Origin of the sequence: Pseudomonas sp. Sample_21 (genome assembly GCF_004307525.1) — a bacterium.
In the GTDB taxonomy this organism is placed as follows: domain Bacteria; phylum Pseudomonadota; class Gammaproteobacteria; order Pseudomonadales; family Pseudomonadaceae; genus Aquipseudomonas; species Aquipseudomonas atacamensis.
In genome coordinates, this window is record NZ_RCNZ01000110.1 from 1 (window position 1) to 19,093 (window position 19,093).

19 protein-coding genes are annotated in these 19,093 nt (G+C 62.3%); 9 read left to right on the plus strand and 10 right to left on the minus strand.

The genetic code is table 11. The features are described from left to right. Positions 1-151: 151 nt before the first annotated feature. The gene (locus D8U71_RS20950) at positions 152-4,438 is read right to left on the minus strand and encodes a DEAD/DEAH box helicase (RefSeq protein WP_130888580.1); all 4,287 of its coding nucleotides are present in this window, start codon (positions 4,436-4,438) and stop codon (positions 152-154) included. 317 nt (positions 4,439-4,755) lie between these two features. On the opposite strand from D8U71_RS20950, the gene D8U71_RS20955 reads away from it, so the two are divergent. Both D8U71_RS20955 and D8U71_RS20960 read left to right on the plus strand, forming a co-directional pair. Beyond that, on the plus strand, positions 4,756-5,640 hold the full coding sequence (locus D8U71_RS20955; RefSeq protein ID WP_038860943.1) for a sugar nucleotide-binding protein: 885 nt from the start codon (positions 4,756-4,758) through the stop codon (positions 5,638-5,640). Continuing rightward, on the plus strand, positions 5,633-6,565 hold the full coding sequence (locus D8U71_RS20960) for an NAD-dependent epimerase/dehydratase family protein (RefSeq protein WP_130888581.1): 933 nt from the start codon (positions 5,633-5,635) through the stop codon (positions 6,563-6,565). The genes D8U71_RS20955 and D8U71_RS20960 overlap by 8 nt, the downstream gene beginning before the upstream one ends. Before the next feature lie 359 nt (positions 6,566-6,924). On the opposite strand, the gene D8U71_RS20965 is transcribed toward D8U71_RS20960, so the two are convergent. From D8U71_RS20965 to D8U71_RS20990, 6 genes are all read right to left on the minus strand, one after another. Then, the gene (locus tag D8U71_RS20965; protein WP_016772968.1) at positions 6,925-7,623 is read right to left on the minus strand and encodes an OmpW family outer membrane protein; all 699 of its coding nucleotides are present in this window, start codon (positions 7,621-7,623) and stop codon (positions 6,925-6,927) included. Positions 7,624-7,844: 221 nt separating this feature from the next. Next, a complete protein-coding gene (locus D8U71_RS20970; protein ID WP_024014502.1) occupies positions 7,845-8,363 on the minus strand; it encodes a DUF3299 domain-containing protein in 519 nt (172 codons plus the stop codon). An 11-nt stretch (positions 8,364-8,374) separates the two neighbouring features. Further along, positions 8,375-9,640, minus strand: a complete 1,266-nt coding sequence (locus tag D8U71_RS20975; RefSeq protein ID WP_024014501.1) for an ABC transporter permease — start codon at positions 9,638-9,640, stop codon at positions 8,375-8,377. 1 nt (position 9,641) lies between these two features. Beyond that, the gene (locus D8U71_RS20980) at positions 9,642-10,352 is read right to left on the minus strand and encodes an ABC transporter ATP-binding protein (protein WP_130888582.1); all 711 of its coding nucleotides are present in this window, start codon (positions 10,350-10,352) and stop codon (positions 9,642-9,644) included. A 139-nt stretch (positions 10,353-10,491) separates the two neighbouring features. Then, the gene (locus tag D8U71_RS20985) at positions 10,492-11,085 is read right to left on the minus strand and encodes a DUF2796 domain-containing protein (RefSeq protein ID WP_130888583.1); all 594 of its coding nucleotides are present in this window, start codon (positions 11,083-11,085) and stop codon (positions 10,492-10,494) included. Positions 11,086-11,240: 155 nt separating this feature from the next. Continuing rightward, complete coding sequence (locus D8U71_RS20990) at positions 11,241-11,807, minus strand: hypothetical protein (RefSeq protein ID WP_130888584.1); 567 nt, start codon at positions 11,805-11,807, stop codon at positions 11,241-11,243. A 128-nt stretch (positions 11,808-11,935) separates the two neighbouring features. Between D8U71_RS20990 and D8U71_RS20995 the strand changes: the two genes are divergently transcribed. After that, positions 11,936-12,295, plus strand: a complete 360-nt coding sequence (locus tag D8U71_RS20995; protein WP_125918210.1) for a hypothetical protein — start codon at positions 11,936-11,938, stop codon at positions 12,293-12,295. Between the two features lie 4 nt (positions 12,296-12,299). Here the strand turns inward: D8U71_RS20995 and trxA are convergent, their stop codons facing one another. The 3 genes from trxA to D8U71_RS21010 all read right to left on the minus strand — a co-directional run bounded on the left by trxA (position 12,300) and on the right by D8U71_RS21010 (position 14,470). Next, the gene (gene trxA, locus D8U71_RS21000; protein WP_095181931.1) at positions 12,300-13,172 is read right to left on the minus strand and encodes a thioredoxin; all 873 of its coding nucleotides are present in this window, start codon (positions 13,170-13,172) and stop codon (positions 12,300-12,302) included. 183 nt (positions 13,173-13,355) lie between these two features. Beyond that, positions 13,356-14,009, minus strand: a complete 654-nt coding sequence (locus D8U71_RS21005; RefSeq protein WP_130888585.1) for a 50S ribosomal protein L11 methyltransferase — start codon at positions 14,007-14,009, stop codon at positions 13,356-13,358. Then, positions 14,006-14,470, minus strand: a complete 465-nt coding sequence (locus D8U71_RS21010) for a YbaY family lipoprotein (RefSeq protein WP_071173724.1) — start codon at positions 14,468-14,470, stop codon at positions 14,006-14,008. Before D8U71_RS21010 ends, D8U71_RS21005 begins: the two co-directional genes overlap by 4 nt. 128 nt (positions 14,471-14,598) lie before the next feature. On the opposite strand from D8U71_RS21010, the gene nrdR reads away from it, so the two are divergent. The 6 genes from nrdR to nusB all read left to right on the plus strand — a co-directional run bounded on the left by nrdR (position 14,599) and on the right by nusB (position 19,080). Then, on the plus strand, positions 14,599-15,063 hold the full coding sequence (gene nrdR / locus D8U71_RS21015) for a transcriptional regulator NrdR (protein WP_007910946.1): 465 nt from the start codon (positions 14,599-14,601) through the stop codon (positions 15,061-15,063). Continuing rightward, positions 15,060-16,193, plus strand: a complete 1,134-nt coding sequence (gene ribD, locus D8U71_RS21020) for a bifunctional diaminohydroxyphosphoribosylaminopyrimidine deaminase/5-amino-6-(5-phosphoribosylamino)uracil reductase RibD (protein WP_130888586.1) — start codon at positions 15,060-15,062, stop codon at positions 16,191-16,193. Before nrdR ends, ribD begins: the two co-directional genes overlap by 4 nt. Before the next feature lie 47 nt (positions 16,194-16,240). Then, positions 16,241-16,903, plus strand: a complete 663-nt coding sequence (locus D8U71_RS21025) for a riboflavin synthase (protein WP_125918213.1) — start codon at positions 16,241-16,243, stop codon at positions 16,901-16,903. Between the two features lie 21 nt (positions 16,904-16,924). Next, on the plus strand, positions 16,925-18,016 hold the full coding sequence (gene ribBA / locus D8U71_RS21030; RefSeq protein ID WP_039761895.1) for a bifunctional 3,4-dihydroxy-2-butanone-4-phosphate synthase/GTP cyclohydrolase II: 1,092 nt from the start codon (positions 16,925-16,927) through the stop codon (positions 18,014-18,016). A gap of 90 nt (positions 18,017-18,106) precedes the next feature. After that, on the plus strand, positions 18,107-18,583 hold the full coding sequence (ribE, locus tag D8U71_RS21035) for a 6,7-dimethyl-8-ribityllumazine synthase (RefSeq protein WP_003228649.1): 477 nt from the start codon (positions 18,107-18,109) through the stop codon (positions 18,581-18,583). Continuing rightward, a complete protein-coding gene (gene nusB / locus D8U71_RS21040; protein ID WP_024014489.1) occupies positions 18,580-19,080 on the plus strand; it encodes a transcription antitermination factor NusB in 501 nt (166 codons plus the stop codon). The genes ribE and nusB overlap by 4 nt, the downstream gene beginning before the upstream one ends. The last annotated feature ends 13 nt before the right edge of the window (positions 19,081-19,093 follow it).

The window sequence follows — 19,093 nt, forward strand, 5'->3', positions numbered from 1 at the left end:
GGTTGCGGGTGAAGTGCCGCAGGAGTCGCGGACCTGAAGCATGATTTTGAGGTGCAGGGCCGGCCATTCGCGAGCAGGCTCGCTCCCACAGGGGAAACGGGATTGAACTGTGGGAGCGAGCCTGCTCGCGAAGACGCCGGTGCGAACACTCTCAATGCCGTATCAGCTTGGCATGCAGTTGTCCCATGGCTATCGGATCCAGCTCTACCCAAACCTGCTGCTTGCCGGCAATCACCGCCGCCACCGCCACCCCATCGCGATAAACCAGCCGATTGCTCACCAGCGCCGGCACTTTCACCCCGGGCAGCAAAGTCCCGGCCAGATTCAGCGGATCAACCCCACACACCGCCACCAGGCTGCCGTCCTGCGGGCGTCGGCGTACTTCGCGCAGCAAGGGAATGGCTTCGGGCAAGGCAAACTGCTCGCCAGCCAGACCACTGACAAACCGCCCGCCACGAATCTCGCCCCGCGCTTCCAGACGATGAAAGGTGCGCAGCAATTCCCGCCAGCTCGGCAACCAGTCCGCTTCGCGTTCCAGCAGACGCCAGAACACCACGCCGTAGCGGCGCAGCAGGGTCATGGCGACATGTTCGAGTGTCTCGGCGGCATCTGCTGATGAACCCCGGCGCAGCAATGCCCAGCGCCCGGCATCGTCCATGCCGCCGATAAACGCGCCGCGCCCGCGTCGGCTACTGCGCTGCTGGCGCTTGCTTGCAGGAGTGATTAGCGCACGCAAGCCGGCGAAGCTGTCGGCGTTCACCAAACCTGCGGCGACCAGTTCCTGCAAGGCGATTTCCAGTTCGCTGCGCAACAGGCGCGCTTCATGAATCAGCTCATCGAAAAACAGCGCGCCGTGCTGACTCAGCGCCTCGAAGACTTTCTGTGTTTTCGGCGATAACTCGCTCACTGGTGTCTGTTCTGCCAATGCACTCCACAAACCCACCTGGCTACGCGGCAGCAGCACGATCGGCGTACTGCGCAATGCCGAGCCGCTGACCTTCTGCCGCGCATTGATGCGCGTCCACACCAGTTTGCCGTTGCGGCACAGTTCATCCAGCCAGCTCGGCGAATAGTCCTTGAGGCGGGCCGGCAGGATGTCGCTGTCCCACGCCGAAGCTGCCGCCGGGTAGCCTTCGAATTGGCCGACAATCGCCGGCAGCACCGCACTGCCCTGACCTTGGGTGGCCGGCGTCAGATGCTGCCAGTCGAACAGAAAACGCATGAAGTCCTGCAATGCCACCGGTTCGATTTCCCGGCGCAGGCGCTTGACCGTGTAGCGATGGATGCGCGCCAGCAGATGGCGTTCGCACCATTCTTCAATCGCGCTGTTCGGCGTGAACTGGCCGCGCAACACATAACCTTCACGCTCCAGTTGCGCGAGGGCCTGATTGACTTGCGCAACTGGCAGGGCGAGCGGCTCGGCAATGGCCGGCAACGGGGTTGGCCCGAACGCGCCGAGGCGGGCGCGGATCACTTCGACCAGCGCCTCATCGAATGCCCACGTGTCGTCGAATCCGGGCAGCGCCACCGCCTCAGTCAGCAACGTCGCCTGTGGATAAAGTGCCTGCAGACAACTCAGGCGTTCGCGGGCCAGCCATAACTGATGCTCGGCGTCGATCTGCAACAGGCAGGCGCGGCCGCTGGCCATCAGCGTTTGCAGCCAGTCCAGCCAACCCGCGTTGGCGCGCGCTTCGGTGTCGCTGATGCAGGCGAGGCTCATCAGCGCTTCGTGCATTTCATCCATGGAATTGGGCGACGGCCAGGCTTCTTCGCGCACTGCGGTGATCGCATCGGCATCGAGTGCGCCGAGATCATCGGTCGACTGCGGATCGCTCCAGCGTCGATTGATCACCGCTTGCGTGCGGCGTTCCTCCAGCGGCGCGTCGTCGAGAAACGTGTACGGCCGGGCGCTGAGGATTTCTGCCGCCAGTGGCGACGGTGCCGGCAGATCACGGGCGATCAAGCGCACCTCGCCACGCTCCATGCGGCGCAGTAGGGTCAGCCAGCCTTCGCTGTCCATCGCTTCGTGCAGGCAATCGTCGAGGGTCTGTTCCACCAGCGGATGTTCTGGGACTTCACGCTCGCCGGCGAGGTTTTCCAGGCAGGCGATCTGGTCGGGAAACACACTGGCGATGAGGTCTTCGCTCTTCATCCGTTGCAGTTGCGGAGCGACTTTGCGCCCGCCGGTGAAGCGCGGCAACGCCAGCGCCACCCCGGCATTCCAGCGCCAGCGCACGCCGAACAATGGCGCATCAAGCACCGCTTGAATGAGCGTGTGTTCAGCGCTGTTGCTGTGCAGGTAACGCCAGACTTCGTCGAGCTCGAAGCTGTGGCTGGTGGACAGCGACAGCACGATCGCGTCTTCGCTGGCGGCGGCCTGCAATTCGAAGTTGAAGGTGCGGCAGAAACGCTTGCGCAGGGCCAAGCCCCAGGCGCGGTTGATGCGGCTGCCGAACGGCGTGTGAATGATCAGTTGGGTGCCGCCGGACTCGTCGAAAAACCGCTCCATCAACAGCGTGTCCTGCGAGGGCAGGGCGCCGAGGGTTTGCCGTGCGCGCGCCAGATATTCGACCAGTTGCTCGGCGCTGGCGAGGTTGAGGCCGAGTGTGGCGGTCAGCCAGTCGAGCGCCGGTTGCAGATTACCGGGGCTGGCGCTGAGCAATCCGTCCAACTGCGCTTGCAGGCGCGCGACGGCCGCCGACAGTTCATCACTGCGCCCCGGCGCTTCGCCGAGCCAGAACGGAATGGTCGGCGGCATGCCCTGCGCATCCTCGACCCGCACTTTGCCGCTTTCTACCCGCAGGATGCGATACGAGGTATTGCCAAGCTGGAACACGTCGCCGGCGATACTTTCCACGGCGAAATCTTCGTTGACGCTGCCGATGTTCAAGCCCTGGGGTTCCAGCAGCACGCTGTAGTCGGCGTTGTCCGGGATGGTGCCGCCACTGGTCACGGCGGTCAGTTGCGCGCCACGCCGGCCACGCAAGGTGCGACTGACGGCATCGCGGTGCAGGTAGGCGCTGCGGATGCCTTGGCGGCCGTTGTAACCCTCGGCGAGCATGCTCAGCAGGGCCTGATAGTGTTTTTCGTCGAGATCGCGATACGGCCAAGCTCGGCGGAACATCGCCAGCAACGCGTCCTCCGACCATTCCTGGCAACTGACCTCGGCAATGATCTGCTGCGCCAGCACGTCCAGCGGCTTTTCCGGAATCTGCAGCGTATCCAGCTCGCCCCGGCGCACGCAGTCGAGCAGGGCGGCGCACTCGATCAGATCGTCGCGGGTGGTGGCGAACAAACGACCCTTGGGCGTGCCGCCGACCTGATGTCCGGAACGGCCAACCCTTTGCAGAAACGCAGCAATCGAGCGCGGTGAACTGATCTGGCAGACCAGGTCGACTTCACCGATATCGATGCCTAGCTCCAGCGACGCCGTGGCGATCAGCACTTGCAGCTCGCCGCGTTTGAGCCGTTGTTCGGCGTCGAGGCGAAACTCCTTGGCCAGGCTGCCATGGTGCGCCGCCACCGCCTTCTTGCCGAGGCGTTCGCTCAGATGCCGGCTGAGGCGCTCGGCAAGGCGTCGGGTGTTGACGAAAATCAGTGTGGTGCGATGCTCGCGGGCGAGTTCGGCGAGGCGCTCGTACACCAGTTCCCAGACATCGTTGGCCATCACCGCCGACAACGGCACCGGCGGCACTTCGATACCCAGATCCCGAGGGCGGGCGTGGCCAATGTCGACGATTTCGCAGGGGCGATCGTGACCGACCAGGAATTGCGCCACGGCTTCTACCGGCTTCTGCGTGGCGGACAGGCCGATGCGGGTCAGCGGTTCGGCGCACAACGCTTGCAGTCGTTCAAGGCTCAAGGACAGATGACTGCCGCGCTTGCCGGCGGCCATGGCGTGGATTTCGTCAATGATCACCGTGCGCGTAGTGCCGAGCATCCTGCGCCCGGATTCCGAGCCAAGCAGCACATACAGCGATTCCGGGGTGGTGACCAGAATGTGCGGCGCGGTCTTGCGCATGGCGGCGCGGTCTTTCTGCGGCGTGTCGCCGGTTCGTACGGCGGTAGTGATGGTCAGCTCCTGCAGGCCCATTTCGCGCAATTGCGCGGTAATGCCAGCGAGCGGATTTTGCAGGTTGATCTGAATGTCGTTGGACAGTGCCTTCAGCGGTGAGACATAGACCACCAGGGTTTCGGCGGGCAGACCATCGGGCTGTTCCAGACCGCGATGGACAAGCTCATCAAGCACGGCGAGAAACGCGGTCAGGGTTTTGCCGGAGCCGGTGGGCGCGGCGATCAGCGTCGACCGGCGCTGGCGGATCAACGGCCACGCACGGGCCTGAGCGGCGGTGACCGCAGCAAAGGTGTGACTGAACCAGGCGCTGACGGCGGGGTGGAAGCCGTCCAGGGCACTGTCTGCGGGGATGGGCAGGTTCATGTGCTGATTTATGCGGGCGGGGCAGGGAAGATGCAAGTACCGCTCGGTTTATCAATTCCTCCCCTGTGGCGAGGGAGCTTGCTCCCGTTCGACCGCGAAGCAGTCGCCAGCAATCTGGGGCCGCTTCGCAGCCCAGCGGGAGCAAGCTCCCTCGCCACAGGGGGGGGGGTGAGTTGAAGTCCCGGACATCTACACTTTACGGATGACGGTTGCGCACTAAACCCGCAAAATGCAACGATTCCGGCAATTATCGACGACGGTTCCACGAGAACCGTCGCCAAAGCCATCGTTCCAATCAGACTGGGCCTGCTGACTCTATGCGAATGCGCCTTATGTTACTGGGCGGCGGAAATGCCCTTGGGCAGGCGCTGATTCGCCTCGGTGCGGAAGAAGACATCGGTTTCCTCGCCCCCCGCCCGCCCGAAAACGGCTGGGATGCCGCGAGCCTCACCCAACTGCTCGACGACACCCGTCCCGATGCGTTGATCAACCTCGCCTACTATTTCGACTGGTTCCAGGCCGAGAGCGTCAGCGAAAGCCGCATGAGCGGTCAGGAACGCGCCATCGAGCGTCTGGCCGAGCTGTGCCAGCACCACAACATTGTCCTCGTGCAGCCGTCGAGCTATCGCGTGTTCGACGGCTCACGTGCTACCGCTTACAGCGAAAAAGACGAACCGGTGCCGCTGGGCCTGCGCGGTCAGGCCTTGTGGCGCATCGAGCAAAGTGTGCGCGCGACCTGCCCGCAACATGTGCTGCTGCGTTTCGGCTGGCTGCTCGACGACAGCCCGGACGGCACCCTCGGACGCTTTCTCGCCCGTGCGGAACAACCCGAAGAGTTGCTGCTGGCCGATGATCGTCGCGGTAATCCGACTCCGGTCGATGACGCCGCGCGAGTGATCATCTCCGTGCTCAAGCAACTCGACTGCGCCGCGCCGCTGTGGGGCACTTACCATTACGCCGGCCACGAAGCGACCACACCGCTGGCGCTGGGCCAGGCGATTCTCACCGAAGCACGCAGCCTGCATCCGCTGGCGATCGAAGCACCGACCGCGCAGGCCCATGCCGCGCGCCCGGACGCCGCCGAAGAGCCGCAACACGCGGTGCTGGCCTGCAAGAAGATTCTCCACACTTTCGGGATCAAGCCGCGCGCCTGGCGTGCCGCGCTCCCGGGTCTACTGGACAGGTTTTACCGACATGGCTGAAGGAACGGTTCTAATCACCGGCGGAGCAGGATTCATCGGCTCGCACCTGACCGACGCCTTGCTCGCCAAGGGCTATGCGGTACGCGTGCTTGACGATCTGTCGACCGGCAAGCGCAGCAACCTGCCGCTGGACAATCCCAAGGTCGAACTGGTGGTCGGCGATGTCGCCGATGCCGCTTTGGTCGCCCGCGCCATGCAAGGTTGCAACGCTGTCGCGCATCTGGCGGCCGTGGCCTCGGTGCAGGCCTCGGTGGACGATCCGGTGAAAACCCACCAGAGCAATTTCATCGGCACCCTGAATGTCTGCGAAGCCATGCGTCTGGCCGGGGTCAAGCGTGTGGTGTATGCCTCCAGCGCGGCGGTGTACGGCAACAATGGCGAGGGCGAGTCGATTGATGAAGACACGCCAAAAGCGCCGCTGACACCCTATGCCTCGGACAAACTGGCCGGTGAGCAGTACTTCGATTTCTACCGTCGCCAGCATGGCCTGGAACCGGCAATTTTTCGCTTCTTCAACATCTTCGGCCCCCGCCAGGATCCGTCCTCGCCGTATTCCGGGGTGATCAGCATTTTCAGCGAGCGCGCCTCGAAGGGTTTGCCGATCACAGTGTTTGGCGATGGCGAGCAGACTCGCGATTTCCTCTATGTCGGTGATCTGGTCGATTTGCTGGTGCAGGCGCTGGAAAAGCCTGATGTACAGGAAGGCGCGGTCAATGTTGGCTGGAACCAGGCGATGAGCCTGAAGCAGATGCTCGAAGCTTTGAAATCGGTAATCGGTGAGTTGCCGCCCGTGAGTTACGGGCCGGCGCGTTCGGGTGATATCCGCCATTCGCGAGCCGATAACCGACGCTTGCTGCAGCGCTTCGAAATGCCGCCGCAGACGCCGATGAGTGTGGGCTTGGCGCGCTTGCTGGGGCGCTCCTGAGAAGCCCCTCACCCTAGCCCTCTCCCAGGGGAGAGGGAACTGACTGAGGTGTTTGTGAGAAGTACGCCGACTTGCGATACCCAGTCGAACTCAGGTTTTGAACAACACACAAATCGGCTCCCTCTCCCCCGGGAGAGGGCTGGGGTGAGGGGCCCGGGCCTCCAACGCCCCACATGACTCAGCACCAAATGAAAAAGGCGCCTTTTTCAACAGGCGCCTTTTTCACGGCCGGAATATTGCTATCCCTGTGGCGAGGGGATGTTATCCCCCGATCGACTGCGTACGGTCTTCGTCAGGTCTGTGCCTGCCCGCCACCAAGCCTCATTCACCACCACGTGAACGTTCAGTAAAAAATCGACTTAGAACTTATAGCCCAGACCGACCATGTAGATGAACGGATCGACGTCCACATTTACCCGCGCGCGGGTGCCGGGGGCGACGGCGTTGTTCTCGACGGTCGCGCGGGTGTCGATATCGATGTAGCGCACCTGGGCGTTGAGCATGATGTTGTCGGTGATCATGTAGTCGGCGCCGACCTGCCAGGCCAGGCCCCAGGAGTTTTTCGCCTTGAAGTTGCTGAAGCCGTTGGCGCTGGCTTCGCTGCCGACGTGTTCGTCGTAGATCCAGGTGTAGTTGATGCCACCACCCACATACGGCTGGAAGGCCGATTTCGAATCCAGCGGGTAGTAGACGACGCTGAGGGTCGGCGGCAGGTGTTTCAGGGTGCCGAGCTTGCCGTTGGCGGCGGGCAGGGCGGTGCCCTTGAGCTTGACGTCATGCTCGAACGGCGTGGCTGCCAGCAGTTCGATACCGATGTTGTTGGTGAGCATGTAGGCGAAGTTCAGGCCCAGTTGGGTGTCGCTGCTCATGGTCGCCTTGCCGCCCAGATTGGTGCCGCTCAGCGGACCCTGATCGACCTTGACGCTGGAGCTGTCGGCCTTCGGGTTGACGGTGATCGCACCGGCGCGCACAAGGATGTCACCGGCTTCGTGGGCGTGGGCGAGCGGGGCTGCGAGCGCGAGGGCAAACAGCGAGGCGCTGAGCAAGGACTTGTTCATGGGGGCTCCGAAAAGGACATAAAAATTCGATGTCCTAGGGTACGAAGCCGTCTGATACGGTGTTTTGACTCAGCTCAATGAAACAGTGAAGGGGCGGGGTTTTGTGGAGCCTTTGAGGGCCTATTCGCGAGCAGGCTCGCTCCCACCTTGGAATGTGATCACCTGTGGGAGCGAGCCTGCTCGCGAAGACGATAGACCAGCCAATACAAAACTACCGGGAATTACTCCGGCAGTTCATACGCATAAATCTTCTCCGCCTCCATCTGATACCCGGCATCGGCCAGCTCACTGCTCGACGCTTTCACCTGCAACGGTCCTTCAACCCAATACGGCTGATACAGCTCGTCGAGCTTCACGCCCAGTTCGCTTTTCACATGGACGATCTGGTTCGACGGCGGTGGCGGTACGTGGATGCAGGCGCCGAAATACGGCACCAGCAAAAAGTCGGTAGTGCGCCCCTCTTCGCTGACTTCCAGCGGCACGATGTAACCGGGCAGGCGAATGTTCTGCCCGTCGAGGCTCTTCACTACCGGTGCGTTGGGCATGTCCTGCTTGGCCGCCGGCGCGGACTCGGCAGAGAGTGCGTCGCCCATCTTCGACAGGTCGTGCAGCGGGGTCATGTTCGGCACTTCCGGCGCGGCGTCCGGCGGGATCATTTCCGACCAGGTCAGGTCTTTCGGCGCCGCTGCCCACACGGGCAGGGCGACCAGCATCAGCAGCGCAAGCAGGGCGCGGGGCATGGTGAACATCCTCATAAACGGATCGACAGGCCATCGGCCAATGATTGGCGATACGCGCGCCAGGCCGGCACGCTGCCCATCAGCAGCGCGGCCGCCAGAATGCCACCGAGCAGCGTCCATTCATACTCGCTCGGCCATGCCAGCGGCAGATACAAACCGTAATTGGCCTGCACGTACCCTTGCGCAGCGGCGATGCCGACGTACAGCAACGCCAGCCCGGCAATCACCCCGGTCAGGGCCAGGGCGAAAGCTTCCAGCACCAGCAGACTTGCGATGTGCCACGGCCGCGCGCCCACCGAACGCAGAATCGCCATCTCGCGGCGACGTTCGTTGAGGCTGGTGAGAATCGCCGTGAGCATGCCGATCAGCCCGGTCAGCACAACGAACAGCGAGACCACGAACAAGGCTTTCTCGGCCGTGCTCATCAGGCTCCACAATTCCTGCAAGGCCACGCCCGGCAGGATCGCCAGCATCGGTTCGCCCCGGTATTCGTTGATCTCGCGCTGCAAGGCGAAGGTGGAAATCTTGCTGTTGAGGCCGAGCATGAACGCGGTGATCGCTTGCGGGGTCAGGTCCATGTTGCGCGCCTGATCAGCGCTGATCCGCCCGTTGCCGCGCGCCGGCACGCCGTTGTGCCAGTCAATGTGGATCGCCTCCATGCCGCCGAGGCTGATGTGCAACGTGCGGTCCACCGGGGTGCCGGTACGCTGGAGGATGCCGACCACGGTGAAGGGTTTGTCGTCATGCTTGACGAGGCTGATCGCCGCCACGCCGTGGGCCAGTACCAGTTTGTCGCCGAGCTTGTAGTGCAGCGCTTCGGCGACTTCGGCACCGAGCACCACTTCGAAAGGATCGGTGGCAAACGCGCGACCGTCGGCCAGCGCCAGGTGTTGCTGGCGCCCGTACTGGTAGTGCTCGAAGTAGGCTTCGGTGGTGCCCATCACGCGATAGCCGCGATGGGAATCGCCGAGGGACATGGGGATTGCCCACTTCACTTTCGGATTGTTGGCGAAGTGTTCAAAGCTGTCCCAACGGATGTTGTTGGTAGCGTTGCCGATGCGGAACACCGAATACAGCAGCAGGTTCACCGAGCCCGAACGAGCACCGACGATCAGGTCAGTACCGCTGATGGTGCTGGCGAAACTCGCCTTGGCTTCGGTGCGCACACGCTCGACGGCGAGCAGCAGGCACACCGAAAGAGCAATGGCGAAGGCGGTGAGCAATGCGGTGAAACGGCGGTTGGCCAGGCTGGCCATGGCCAGACGAAACAGATACATCTCAGACCTCGGCGGACGTAGCGGCGCGATTGAGATCGGCCAGGGACAGGTGACGGTCGAACAGCGGCGCCAGGCTCTGGTCGTGGCTGACGAACAACAGACTCGATCCGGCCTCGCGGCACTCGGCAAACAACAGGCGAATGAAGTTCTCGCGGGCATCGTAATCCAGTGCCGACGTCGGTTCGTCGGCGATCACCAGTTCCGGTTGGCCGATCAACGCGCGGGCGGCAGCGACCCGTTGTTGCTGGCCGATGGACAGCGAGTCGGCGCGGCGGCTGAGGATGCTTTCGTCTTTCAGACCCAAGTGCGCGAGCAGGGTGGCGGCGGCCTGATCGACGCTGCCGTGGCGCTGTTTCGCCCGTTGCGCGCGCAGTTTCGAGAAGTGACACGGCAACTCAACGTTCTCGCGCACCGAGAGAAACGGCAACAGGTTGAATTGCTGGAAAATGTATCCGGTGTGATCGACACGAAACGTATCGCGCTTGCCGGCAGACAGTTCGGTCAGCTCCTGGCCGAGCAGGCGAATGCTGCCGCGACCGGGCTTCTGCACCCCGCCAAGCAGGCCGAGCAGAGTGGTCTTGCCGCTGCCGCTGGGGCCTTTGAGAAACAGGGTTTCGCCGGCTTCCAGACGAAACGCCGGGATGTCCAGCAGCGGCGGGTGACCGGGCCAGTTGAAGCCAAGGTCGGAAAGTTCGATGAGTGCTTGGGTCATGGCACCGATTTTCATGAAGTGAACACATAACCCTGTGGGAGCGAGCCTGCTCGCGAAAGCGCTGGGTCAGACACCCACATGTCAGCTGACACGCCGCCTTCGCGAGCAGGCTCGCTCCCACAGGGGATTTCTGTGGATCCTAGAATTTCAGCGCAGCCGACTTGGCCGTCACTTCGGTACCTTGCTGGCCGGTCGCGCTGATCAGTTGTACCTGAATCTTCTGCGTCGCCGGGAAGGTCTTGAAGATGTTCGTCAGGTTCAGCGTGCTCAGCGCGCCCGGTGTGGCGCAGCTGAATTGGTAATGCGCATGGATTTCGCTGTGGTCGTGGTGATGCTCGTGACCGTCCTTGTCCGCTTCATCTTCGTCGTGATCATCGGCGTCCGGCTTGTCGCCGAACAGCGGGCTTTCCAGTTCCTGACTGACCACCTTGCAGCCGGCCGCAGCGGGCAGGCTGAACAGAGCCAATGGTTTTTCCAGTTGCGCCCGAGCGGCAGCGACTTTGGCCTTGTCGGCATCGGACGTGGCGGCGTGTTCAAAACCGACCAGATTCATCGCAGGGCTTTCCAGCTCCAGCTCCAGGGTCTGACCATCCAGCGCGGCGTTCAGCCGACCCACGCCATGTTCGTGGGCGCCGAGGCTGCCGTGCTCATGATCATGATCGTGCTCATCAAACGCATGGGCAGCGGCCAGCGGCAACAGGGCAAACGGCAAAGCGAGCAGCAAACGACGCATGACGGACTCCGAGAAAAATGAAAAGTTTGTTATGTAATCTTATAACGAAAGTCCGCAGAGTGTGCCCGTGCGCTTGAGATTGCGCAAGACATGGCTAAGCACCGCCCGGGATGAGTTCGCGGGCGGTGCTGGGATTGGATGTCATGCTTGCAGAATCAGAAGCCTGCGCCGGGATAGTCGAACCAATAGTGTCCCGAAAGAACATCGTTGATCAGATTTGCGTCGAGCAAGCTCGGCGCATCGCGACTGAAACGCTGTCGCCAAGCCGGAAGCCACCAGTAGTTGATGGCTGTTCCGCGCGGAAATACCACCAGAGTCAGCACCTCCTTATCCATTTTGCCCTGCGTGTAGAGTTGATGACTGCGATCCATCAGGGCCATGTACTGGTCGATTGGCAGTCTGAACATAAGTGCCATGGTAAAGATTTTTTCACTCTGACTGAACGCCGGACTCTGCAGTACCCGCAATGCTTCGCAAGTGTGTGAATTCGGTTGACTCGCTATGCTCTGGCCTTCGGGGGTTGAAAGTATGTCAAAACGATCATCCATGTCTCGCCAGTCGGTCCGGCTATTGCGCTCAAAGTAATCACGAATAACAAGGGTCAGTGGACCTGCAGTTTCCCCGTCAGCGGGACAAGCCGAAAGATCGGCAGGCAACCAGATGCGCCATGCCACGATGAGCAAGAGTGGGGTCATCAATAGGGCGTAGTAACTTCGTTTCATTACAGGGTGCTGTGAGAAAAAGGACACTGTAGATGAATGCTCGATAACCGCCACACTGGACAACGTCGCTTGGCGTTGCACAAGTCCCGTGGGAGCATGCAGGTCAGAAAAATGCAGGAGCGAACTCGATGTTGCGGATACGCGGAACGGTCGGCGAAGTGCCGGTGGATTTGACGGTGGAGCTGGATGACAGCGATTGGGCCAGGCTGGGTTCGGCGCTGAGCGGGCAGGCGCCGGTCGTGCAGTCTGAGGCAGTGGCGTCGGCCCCGGCGGCGAAGCCGGTGAATCAGGATGATGCGCTGTGGCAGGTGGCCAAAGACGTGTTGCGCAACGCCGGGCAACTTAGCGGGCCGGATCTGCTGGATCAGTTGGAGGCGCTCACCGGCAGTGCGGTAGCGGGCAAGCGTCTGCTCGTGCGTCTGCGCCATAGTTCCGATGTGAAAGTGGCGAGCGGCGGGGATACGCCGCTCTATAGCTGGATCGGGTGAGGCCTTAATACAGCGCCGCAAACACTTTGCGACGGTAAGCCGTCACCAACGGATGATCATTGCCCAGCAGCTCGAACACCTGCAGCAAGGTCTTGTGCGGCAAGCCTTCGCCGTAGCTGCGGTTGCGGATGAACAGTTTGAGCAAGGCGTCCAGCGCCGCTTCGTATTGCTGGCGCGCCAGTTGCTGGATCGCCAGTTGGTACACCGCTTCATCGTCCTGTGGATTTTGCGCCAGGCGGCTCTTCAGGTCGGCGGCGTCCGGCAGATCGCGGGCGAGGCCGAGGAACTGGATCTGCGCCTTGGCGCCGGCGAGTGCGGCCTTGTGCTCATCGCTCTTGACCGCGTCGAGCACAGTTTGCGCTTCGCCCAGCTCACCGCGCTCGGTCAGGCAGCGTGCGTAAAGGATCAGCGCTTTGGCGTTGGTATTGTCTTCATTGAGAATGGTCACCAGCACCGCTTCCGCCTCGGCGAAGTGGCCTTCGTCGAACATCGCCTGAGCCTGTTCGAACGGGTCGGCAGCGGCCGGTGGCGGCATCTGCACATGCGGTTCCAGCAGCGCGCGCACGGCGGATTCCGGTTGTGCCCCGGCAAAGCCGTCGACCGGCTGACCGTCCTTGAACAGCACCACGGTCGGCAGGCTGCGAATGCCGAAGCGGGCGACGATGTCCTGCTCGATGTCGCAGTTGACCTTGGCCAGCAGCAACTCGCCCTGATAGCTCTCGGCAATGCCCTGCAGCATCGGCATCAACGCCTTGCACGGCGCACACCATTCGGCCCAGAAATCCACCAGCACCGGTTTGTTGAAGGAGGCTTCGATCACCGACTGGTCGAAATCGGCAGTCGTGGCGTCGAAGATGTACGGCGTTTGCTCACTCATGGGGGATCTCGTCAAAGCGTGGATGGGGCAACTATAAGGCTTGGTGGGGGGTGGCCGGAAGCGGGGCGGGTCGAGAGGTGTGTTGCATGGGCGGACGCCTTCGCGAGCAGGCTCGCTCCCACAGGGGATTTTATGAACGACACAGATCCAGTGTGGGAGCGAGCCTGCTCGCGAAGCTTTTAGCTAGCGCCGTGCATGGTAGAGGCTGACATGTCTGAATTCTTCGGGCTCGGCCAGATCGGGGAGGGTCATCGCCTCCAGCATCTCGATCCGTTCATACAACGGATGACGAAAATCCCGCACCCGTGAATCCGCCACCAGCGCTTCGCGTCCGCGACTGAGAAACGCGTCGAGCAACGGCAGATTGGCGCGGTCATACAACACGTCGGCGACCAGAATCAGATCGAAGCGATCGGCCTCGGCAAAGAAATCCGTCGAGTAGCTCATCTGCACTTCGTTGAGCTCGGCGTTCGCCTTGCACGCGGCGATCGCCAACGGATCGAGATCGCAGGCCACCACTTCCAGCGCTCCGGCCTTGACCGCTGCGATGCCGGCGATCCCGGAACCGGCGCCGAAATCCAGCACGCGCTTGCCGCGCACCCAGTCGGGAAACTGTGCCAGATAACGCGCCACGGCCAAGCCGCTGGCCCAGCAAAAACTCCAATACGGCGGTTCATGCAGGATGCGCTGGGTTTCTTCCTGGCTGAATTCGCGGGCCATGTTGTCGCCGTCGATCAGCCACAGCTGCAAATCAGTGCCCGGCAACGCACAGGCTTTCAGTCTGGCGTCGCCGAGCAATTCCCCCAAGGCCTGTTGCAGGTCGAGCGGTGCTGTCATGGCGCTTTGACGAATTGCAGCTGGCCCAAAGCCTGAGTGGTCGGTTGAGTGATGGTCTGCGACGGCAGGTGCAGAATCAGTTGTCCGGACTGGCTGGCGCGACCGCGCAGCTCAACCCGTGCGCCGGCCGGAAATGCCTCGGGGTTGAAGCGCAGATGAAACGGCAGGATCTGGTTGTTGCCGATCAGGCTGGAACTGGCGAGCAATTGTTGCGGGCGATCCTTTTCATCAATCACCAGCAGCGCCAACTCGACTTCGGCGCCGGTTGGCACGCCTTGCAGGGTGCCGCTCAATTCGCGCTGATGCGCTGGCAGCGGGCCGAGTTCGGCGGCCTCTTTGGCTTTTTTCTGCGCCTGTTGCGGCGCGGGGCCCGGCGTCGGCGGTTGCGGCTTGGGTGCGTCGCTGCCACAGGCCACCAGCAGGCTGAAAAGACTGAGCAGAACGAGCGGACGTAACGGCATTGGAGGCTCCGGCAGAATGAATTCCATGGATCAGACGATCATGCCGTTCTGTATACCGCAAAGCCTATGGCTTGTCTTGCCACGGGGATGCGCTACCATGGCCCTCCCATTTTTTGTTGCCAGCCACCATGCACTGTCCCTTCTGCGGTGCCAACGACACCAAGGTCATCGACTCGCGTCTGGTCGCCGAGGGCGAACAGGTGCGCCGTCGGCGTGAATGCCTGGCCTGCGGCGAACGTTTCACGACGTTCGAGACGGCCGAACTGGTGTTGCCGCGCCTGATCAAAACCGACGGCAGCCGCCAACCGTTCGACGAAGAAAAACTCCGCGCCGGCATGCAACGCGCGCTGGAGAAACGTCCGGTCAGCGTCGAGCGCCTCGAATCCTCTCTGGTTCACATCAAGCACAAGCTGCGCGCCACCGGCGAACGCGAGGTCAAATCCCTCGTGGTCGGCGAGCTGGTGATGGCCGAGCTGCAAAAGCTTGATGAAGTCGCCTATATCCGTTTTGCCTCGGTGTACAAGCGCTTCCAGGACCTCAATGAATTCCGCGAAGAGATCGACCGCCTCGCCCGCGAACCGGTGAAAGAATGACCACCGCCGCCGAGCAGGCGATCCTCGACGCCCATTTCATGGCCCGCGCGCTGGAACTGGCGCGCAAAGGCCACTACACCACCCATCCCAATCCGCGAGTCGGTTGCGTGGTGGTGCGTGACGGCCAGATTGTCGGCGAAGGCTGGCATGAGCGCGCCGGCGAACCCCATGCCGAAGTCCACGCCCTGCGCGCCGCTGGCGAGCAGGCCCGGGGGGCGACGGCTTATGTGACCCTCGAACCTTGCAGCCACCACGGGCGCACGCCGCCGTGTGCCGATGCCTTGGTGACCGCTGGCGTTGCCCGGGTCGTGGCGGCGATGCGTGATCCCAATCCGCAGGTCGCCGGGCGCGGTTTGCAGCGCCTGGCCGAGGCTGGTATTGCCACCGAAAGTGGTGTGCTGGAGGCTGAAGCACGCAAGCTCAATCAAGGTTTTCTGAAGCGCATGGAACATGGCTTGCCGTTCGTGCGGGTCAAGTTGGCCATGAGCCTCGACGGGCGCACGGCGATGGAAAGCGGCGAGAGCCAATGGATCACCGGCCCAGCGGCGCGTTCGGCGGTGCAGCGTTTGCGCGCTGAGGCGGCGGTGGTGCTGACCGGCGCCGATACGGTGCTGGCCGATGGCGCACGCTTGACCGTACGCGCGGACGAACTCGGTCTCGACAGCGAGCAAACTGCGCTGGCCATGAGTCGCCCGCCATTGCGCGTATTGATCGATGGCCGCCTGCGGGTGCCGCTGGATGCGCCGTTCTTCAAGGCCGGGCCGGCGCTGGTGGCCACCTGTGTAGCGGTCGAGGAGCAATACGCCAACGGCCCGGAATGCCTGATCGTCCCGAGTGACGACGGCCAGGTCGATCTGCATCAATTGCTCATCGAACTGGCCAACCGTGGCACCAACGAGGTGCTGGTCGAGGCCGGGCCGCGTCTGGCCGGTGCCTTTGCGCAACTGGGGCTGGTCGACGAATTCGTGATCTTCATTGCCGGCAAATTCCTCGGCTCCACGGCGCGTCCGCTGCTCGACTGGCCGCTGGCGCAGATGAAAGATGCGCCGGAGCTGAAAATCACTGAAATCCGCGCGGTGGGCGATGACTGGCGAGTCACTGCGATCCCTGTCCCTTCGGCCCGCGTATAATTCCCGGCCATTGCGTTAGCGCTGGCCTCGTTCTCAAGGAGAACCCCATGTTCACCGGCATCATCGAATCCATCGGCAGTATCCGCGCACTGACCCCAAAGGGCGGTGATGTACGGGTGCACGTCGCAACCGGCAAGCTCGATATGAGTGACGTCAAACTCGGCGACAGCATCGCGGTCAACGGCGTTTGCCTGACCGCAGTCGAGTTGCCGGGCGACGGCTTTGCCGCCGACGTCAGCCGCGAAACCCTCGATTGCACCGCCATGAATGACCTGAAAAGCGGCAGCCCGGTCAATCTGGAAAAAGCCCTGACCCCGACCACTCGCCTTGGCGGGCATCTGGTCAGCGGTCACGTCGACGGCGTCGGTGAAGTGGTCTCGCGCAGCGACAATGCCCGCGCCGTGGAATTTCGCATCCGCGCGCCGAAAGAGCTGGCCAAGTACATCGCCCACAAAGGCTCGATCACCGTCGACGGCACCAGCCTGACCGTGAACGAAGTCGATGGCGCCGAATTCATGCTGACGATCATTCCGCACACCCTCAGCGAAACCATCATGGCTTCATACAAGCCGGGCCGCCGGGTGAATCTGGAAGTCGACCTGCTGGCGCGTTATCTGGAGCGTCTGCTGCTGGGCGACAAGGCCGCCGAGAAGACCGCCGGCAGCACCATCACCGAAAGCTTTCTGGCCCAAAACGGCTACCTCAAATAATTCAAAAGAAGGGGGTGCCTTGTGGCGCTCAATAGCATCGAAGAACTGGTTGAAGACATCCGCCAAGGCAAGATGGTCATCCTCATGGATGACGAAGACCGCGAGAACGAAGGCGACCTGATCATGGCCGCCGAATGCTGCCAGGCCGAACACATCAACTTCATGGCCAAGCACGCCCGTGGCCTGATCTGCATGCCGATGAGTCGCGAGCGCTGCGAACTGTTGAAGCTGCCGCTGATGGCGCCGCGCAACGGTTCCGGTTTCGGCACCAAGTTCACCGTTTCGATCGAAGCTGCCGAAGGCGTGACCACCGGCATCTCCGCCGCTGACCGCGCGCGCACCGTGCAAGCGGCTGCCGCCAAAGACGCCAAGGCTGAAGATATCGTCAGTCCGGGCCACATCTTCCCGCTGATGGCGCAGGCTGGCGGCACCCTCGCTCGCGCCGGCCACACCGAAGCCGCTTGCGACCTCGCGCGCATGGCCGGTTTCGAGCCGAGCGGAGTGATCTGCGAAGTGATGAACGACGACGGCACCATGTCCCGTCGCGCTGAACTCGAAGCATTCGCCGCCGAACACAACATCAAGATCGGCACCATCGCCGACCTGATCCACTACCGGATGATCCACGAACGTACCGTTCAGCGGATTGCCGAGCAGCCGCTGGACAGCGAACTGGGCCAATTCAACCTGGTGACCTATCGTGATTCGGTGGAAGGCGACGTGCACATGGCTCTGACGCTGGGCACTGTCTGCGCTGAAGAACCAACGCTGGTTCGCGTGCACAACATGGACCCGCTGCGCGATCTGCTGATGGTCAAGCAACCGGGCCGCTGGAGTCTGCGCGCCGCCATGGCTGCGGTCGCCGAGGCCGGCAGCGGTGTGGTGCTGCTGCTCGGTCACCCGCTTGATGGTGACGTGCTGCTGGCGCATATCCGTGAAACCGGTGAGCAGGCAGCGCCGAAAAAACCGACCACCTACAGCATTGTCGGTGCCGGTTCGCAGATCCTGCGTGACCTCGGCGTGCGCAAAATGCGCTTGATGTCGGCACCAATGAAATTCAATGCGATATCCGGTTTCGATCTGGAAGTTGTAGAATACGTGCCCTCCGAATAATGACCGGCTGTTTCCGGACTCCGATTCGCGGCAAATAATCACTGAGGGGCGCGTAGCAGACGCGTCCCGGCTCTTTAAGAGAACTGACGAATGACCCTGAAGACCATCGAAGGTACCTTCATCGCCCCCAAAGGCCGCTACGCTCTGGTAGTAGGCCGCTTCAACAGCTTCGTGGTTGAAAGCCTGGTCAGCGGTGCCGTTGATGCCCTGGTTCGCCACGGCGTGAGCGAAAGCGACATCACCATCATCCGCGCACCGGGCGCCTTCGAAATCCCGCTGGTTGCGCAGAAAGTCGCCCAGAAAGGCGAGTTCGCAGCGATCATCGCCCTTGGCGCGGTCATTCGTGGCGGTACTCCGCACTTCGAATACGTGGCTGGCGAGTGCACCAAAGGCCTGGCCCAGGTCTCCATGGAATTCGGCGTACCGGTCGCGTTCGGCGTGCTGACCGTCGACTCCATCGAGCAAGCCATCGAACGTTCCGGCACCAAGGCCGGTAACAAAGGTGCCGAAGCTGCCCTGTCCGCTCTGGAAATGGTCAGCCTGCTGGCGCAGTTGGAGGCCAAGTGATTAGCGACGAAAGCGATCGTTTCAACCCGCGCGATCCGAAACCTGCGGATGCCGGCAAGCCGTCGAAGAGCGCCAAGCGTCGCGAAGCCCGTCAGCTCGCGACTCAAGCGCTGTACCAGTGGCACATGGCCCGGCAATCGCTGAACGAGATCGAAGCGCAGTTTCGCGTTGATAACGATTTCACCGATGTCGACGGTGCCTACTTCCGTGAAATCCTTCACGGGGTTCCGCAGTTCAAGACCGAAATCGACACTGCCCTGACGCCTTGCCTGGATCTGGCGATCGAAGAGCTCGACCCGGTTGAACTGGCGGTTCTGCGCCTGTCGACCTGGGAACTGCTCAAGCGCGTCGACGTGCCTTACCGCGTTGTGATCAACGAAGGTATCGAACTGGCCAAAGTGTTCGGTTCGACCGACGGCCACAAGTTCGTCAACGGCGTGCTCGACAAGCTGGCCCCGCGCCTGCGTGAAGCTGAAGTGAAGGCGTTCAAGCGCTGATCGGCGCTTGAAT

What these genes read in the sequence shown, in the direction of transcription:
- D8U71_RS21025 (WP_125918213.1), top strand. Translation starts at nt 16,241, where the DNA reads ATGTTCACCGGCATCATCGAATCCATCGGCAGTATCCGCGCACTGACC.
- D8U71_RS20955 (WP_038860943.1), top strand. Translation starts at nt 4,756, where the DNA reads ATGCGAATGCGCCTTATGTTACTGGGCGGCGGAAATGCCCTTGGGCAG.
- D8U71_RS20975 (WP_024014501.1), bottom strand. Translation starts at nt 9,640, where the DNA reads ATGTATCTGTTTCGTCTGGCCATGGCCAGCCTGGCCAACCGCCGTTTC.
- D8U71_RS21005 (WP_130888585.1), bottom strand. Translation starts at nt 14,009, where the DNA reads ATGACAGCACCGCTCGACCTGCAACAGGCCTTGGGGGAATTGCTCGGC.
- D8U71_RS20985 (WP_130888583.1), bottom strand. Translation starts at nt 11,085, where the DNA reads ATGCGTCGTTTGCTGCTCGCTTTGCCGTTTGCCCTGTTGCCGCTGGCC.
- D8U71_RS21010 (WP_071173724.1), bottom strand. Translation starts at nt 14,470, where the DNA reads ATGCCGTTACGTCCGCTCGTTCTGCTCAGTCTTTTCAGCCTGCTGGTG.
- D8U71_RS20950 (WP_130888580.1), bottom strand. Translation starts at nt 4,438, where the DNA reads ATGAACCTGCCCATCCCCGCAGACAGTGCCCTGGACGGCTTCCACCCC.
- ribE (WP_003228649.1), top strand. Translation starts at nt 18,107, where the DNA reads ATGACCCTGAAGACCATCGAAGGTACCTTCATCGCCCCCAAAGGCCGC.
- trxA (WP_095181931.1), bottom strand. Translation starts at nt 13,172, where the DNA reads ATGAGTGAGCAAACGCCGTACATCTTCGACGCCACGACTGCCGATTTC.
- D8U71_RS20980 (WP_130888582.1), bottom strand. Translation starts at nt 10,352, where the DNA reads ATGACCCAAGCACTCATCGAACTTTCCGACCTTGGCTTCAACTGGCCC.
- D8U71_RS20965 (WP_016772968.1), bottom strand. Translation starts at nt 7,623, where the DNA reads ATGAACAAGTCCTTGCTCAGCGCCTCGCTGTTTGCCCTCGCGCTCGCA.
- D8U71_RS20990 (WP_130888584.1), bottom strand. Translation starts at nt 11,807, where the DNA reads ATGAAACGAAGTTACTACGCCCTATTGATGACCCCACTCTTGCTCATC.
- D8U71_RS20960 (WP_130888581.1), top strand. Translation starts at nt 5,633, where the DNA reads ATGGCTGAAGGAACGGTTCTAATCACCGGCGGAGCAGGATTCATCGGC.
- D8U71_RS20995 (WP_125918210.1), top strand. Translation starts at nt 11,936, where the DNA reads ATGTTGCGGATACGCGGAACGGTCGGCGAAGTGCCGGTGGATTTGACG.
- D8U71_RS20970 (WP_024014502.1), bottom strand. Translation starts at nt 8,363, where the DNA reads ATGCCCCGCGCCCTGCTTGCGCTGCTGATGCTGGTCGCCCTGCCCGTG.
- ribD (WP_130888586.1), top strand. Translation starts at nt 15,060, where the DNA reads ATGACCACCGCCGCCGAGCAGGCGATCCTCGACGCCCATTTCATGGCC.
- nrdR (WP_007910946.1), top strand. Translation starts at nt 14,599, where the DNA reads ATGCACTGTCCCTTCTGCGGTGCCAACGACACCAAGGTCATCGACTCG.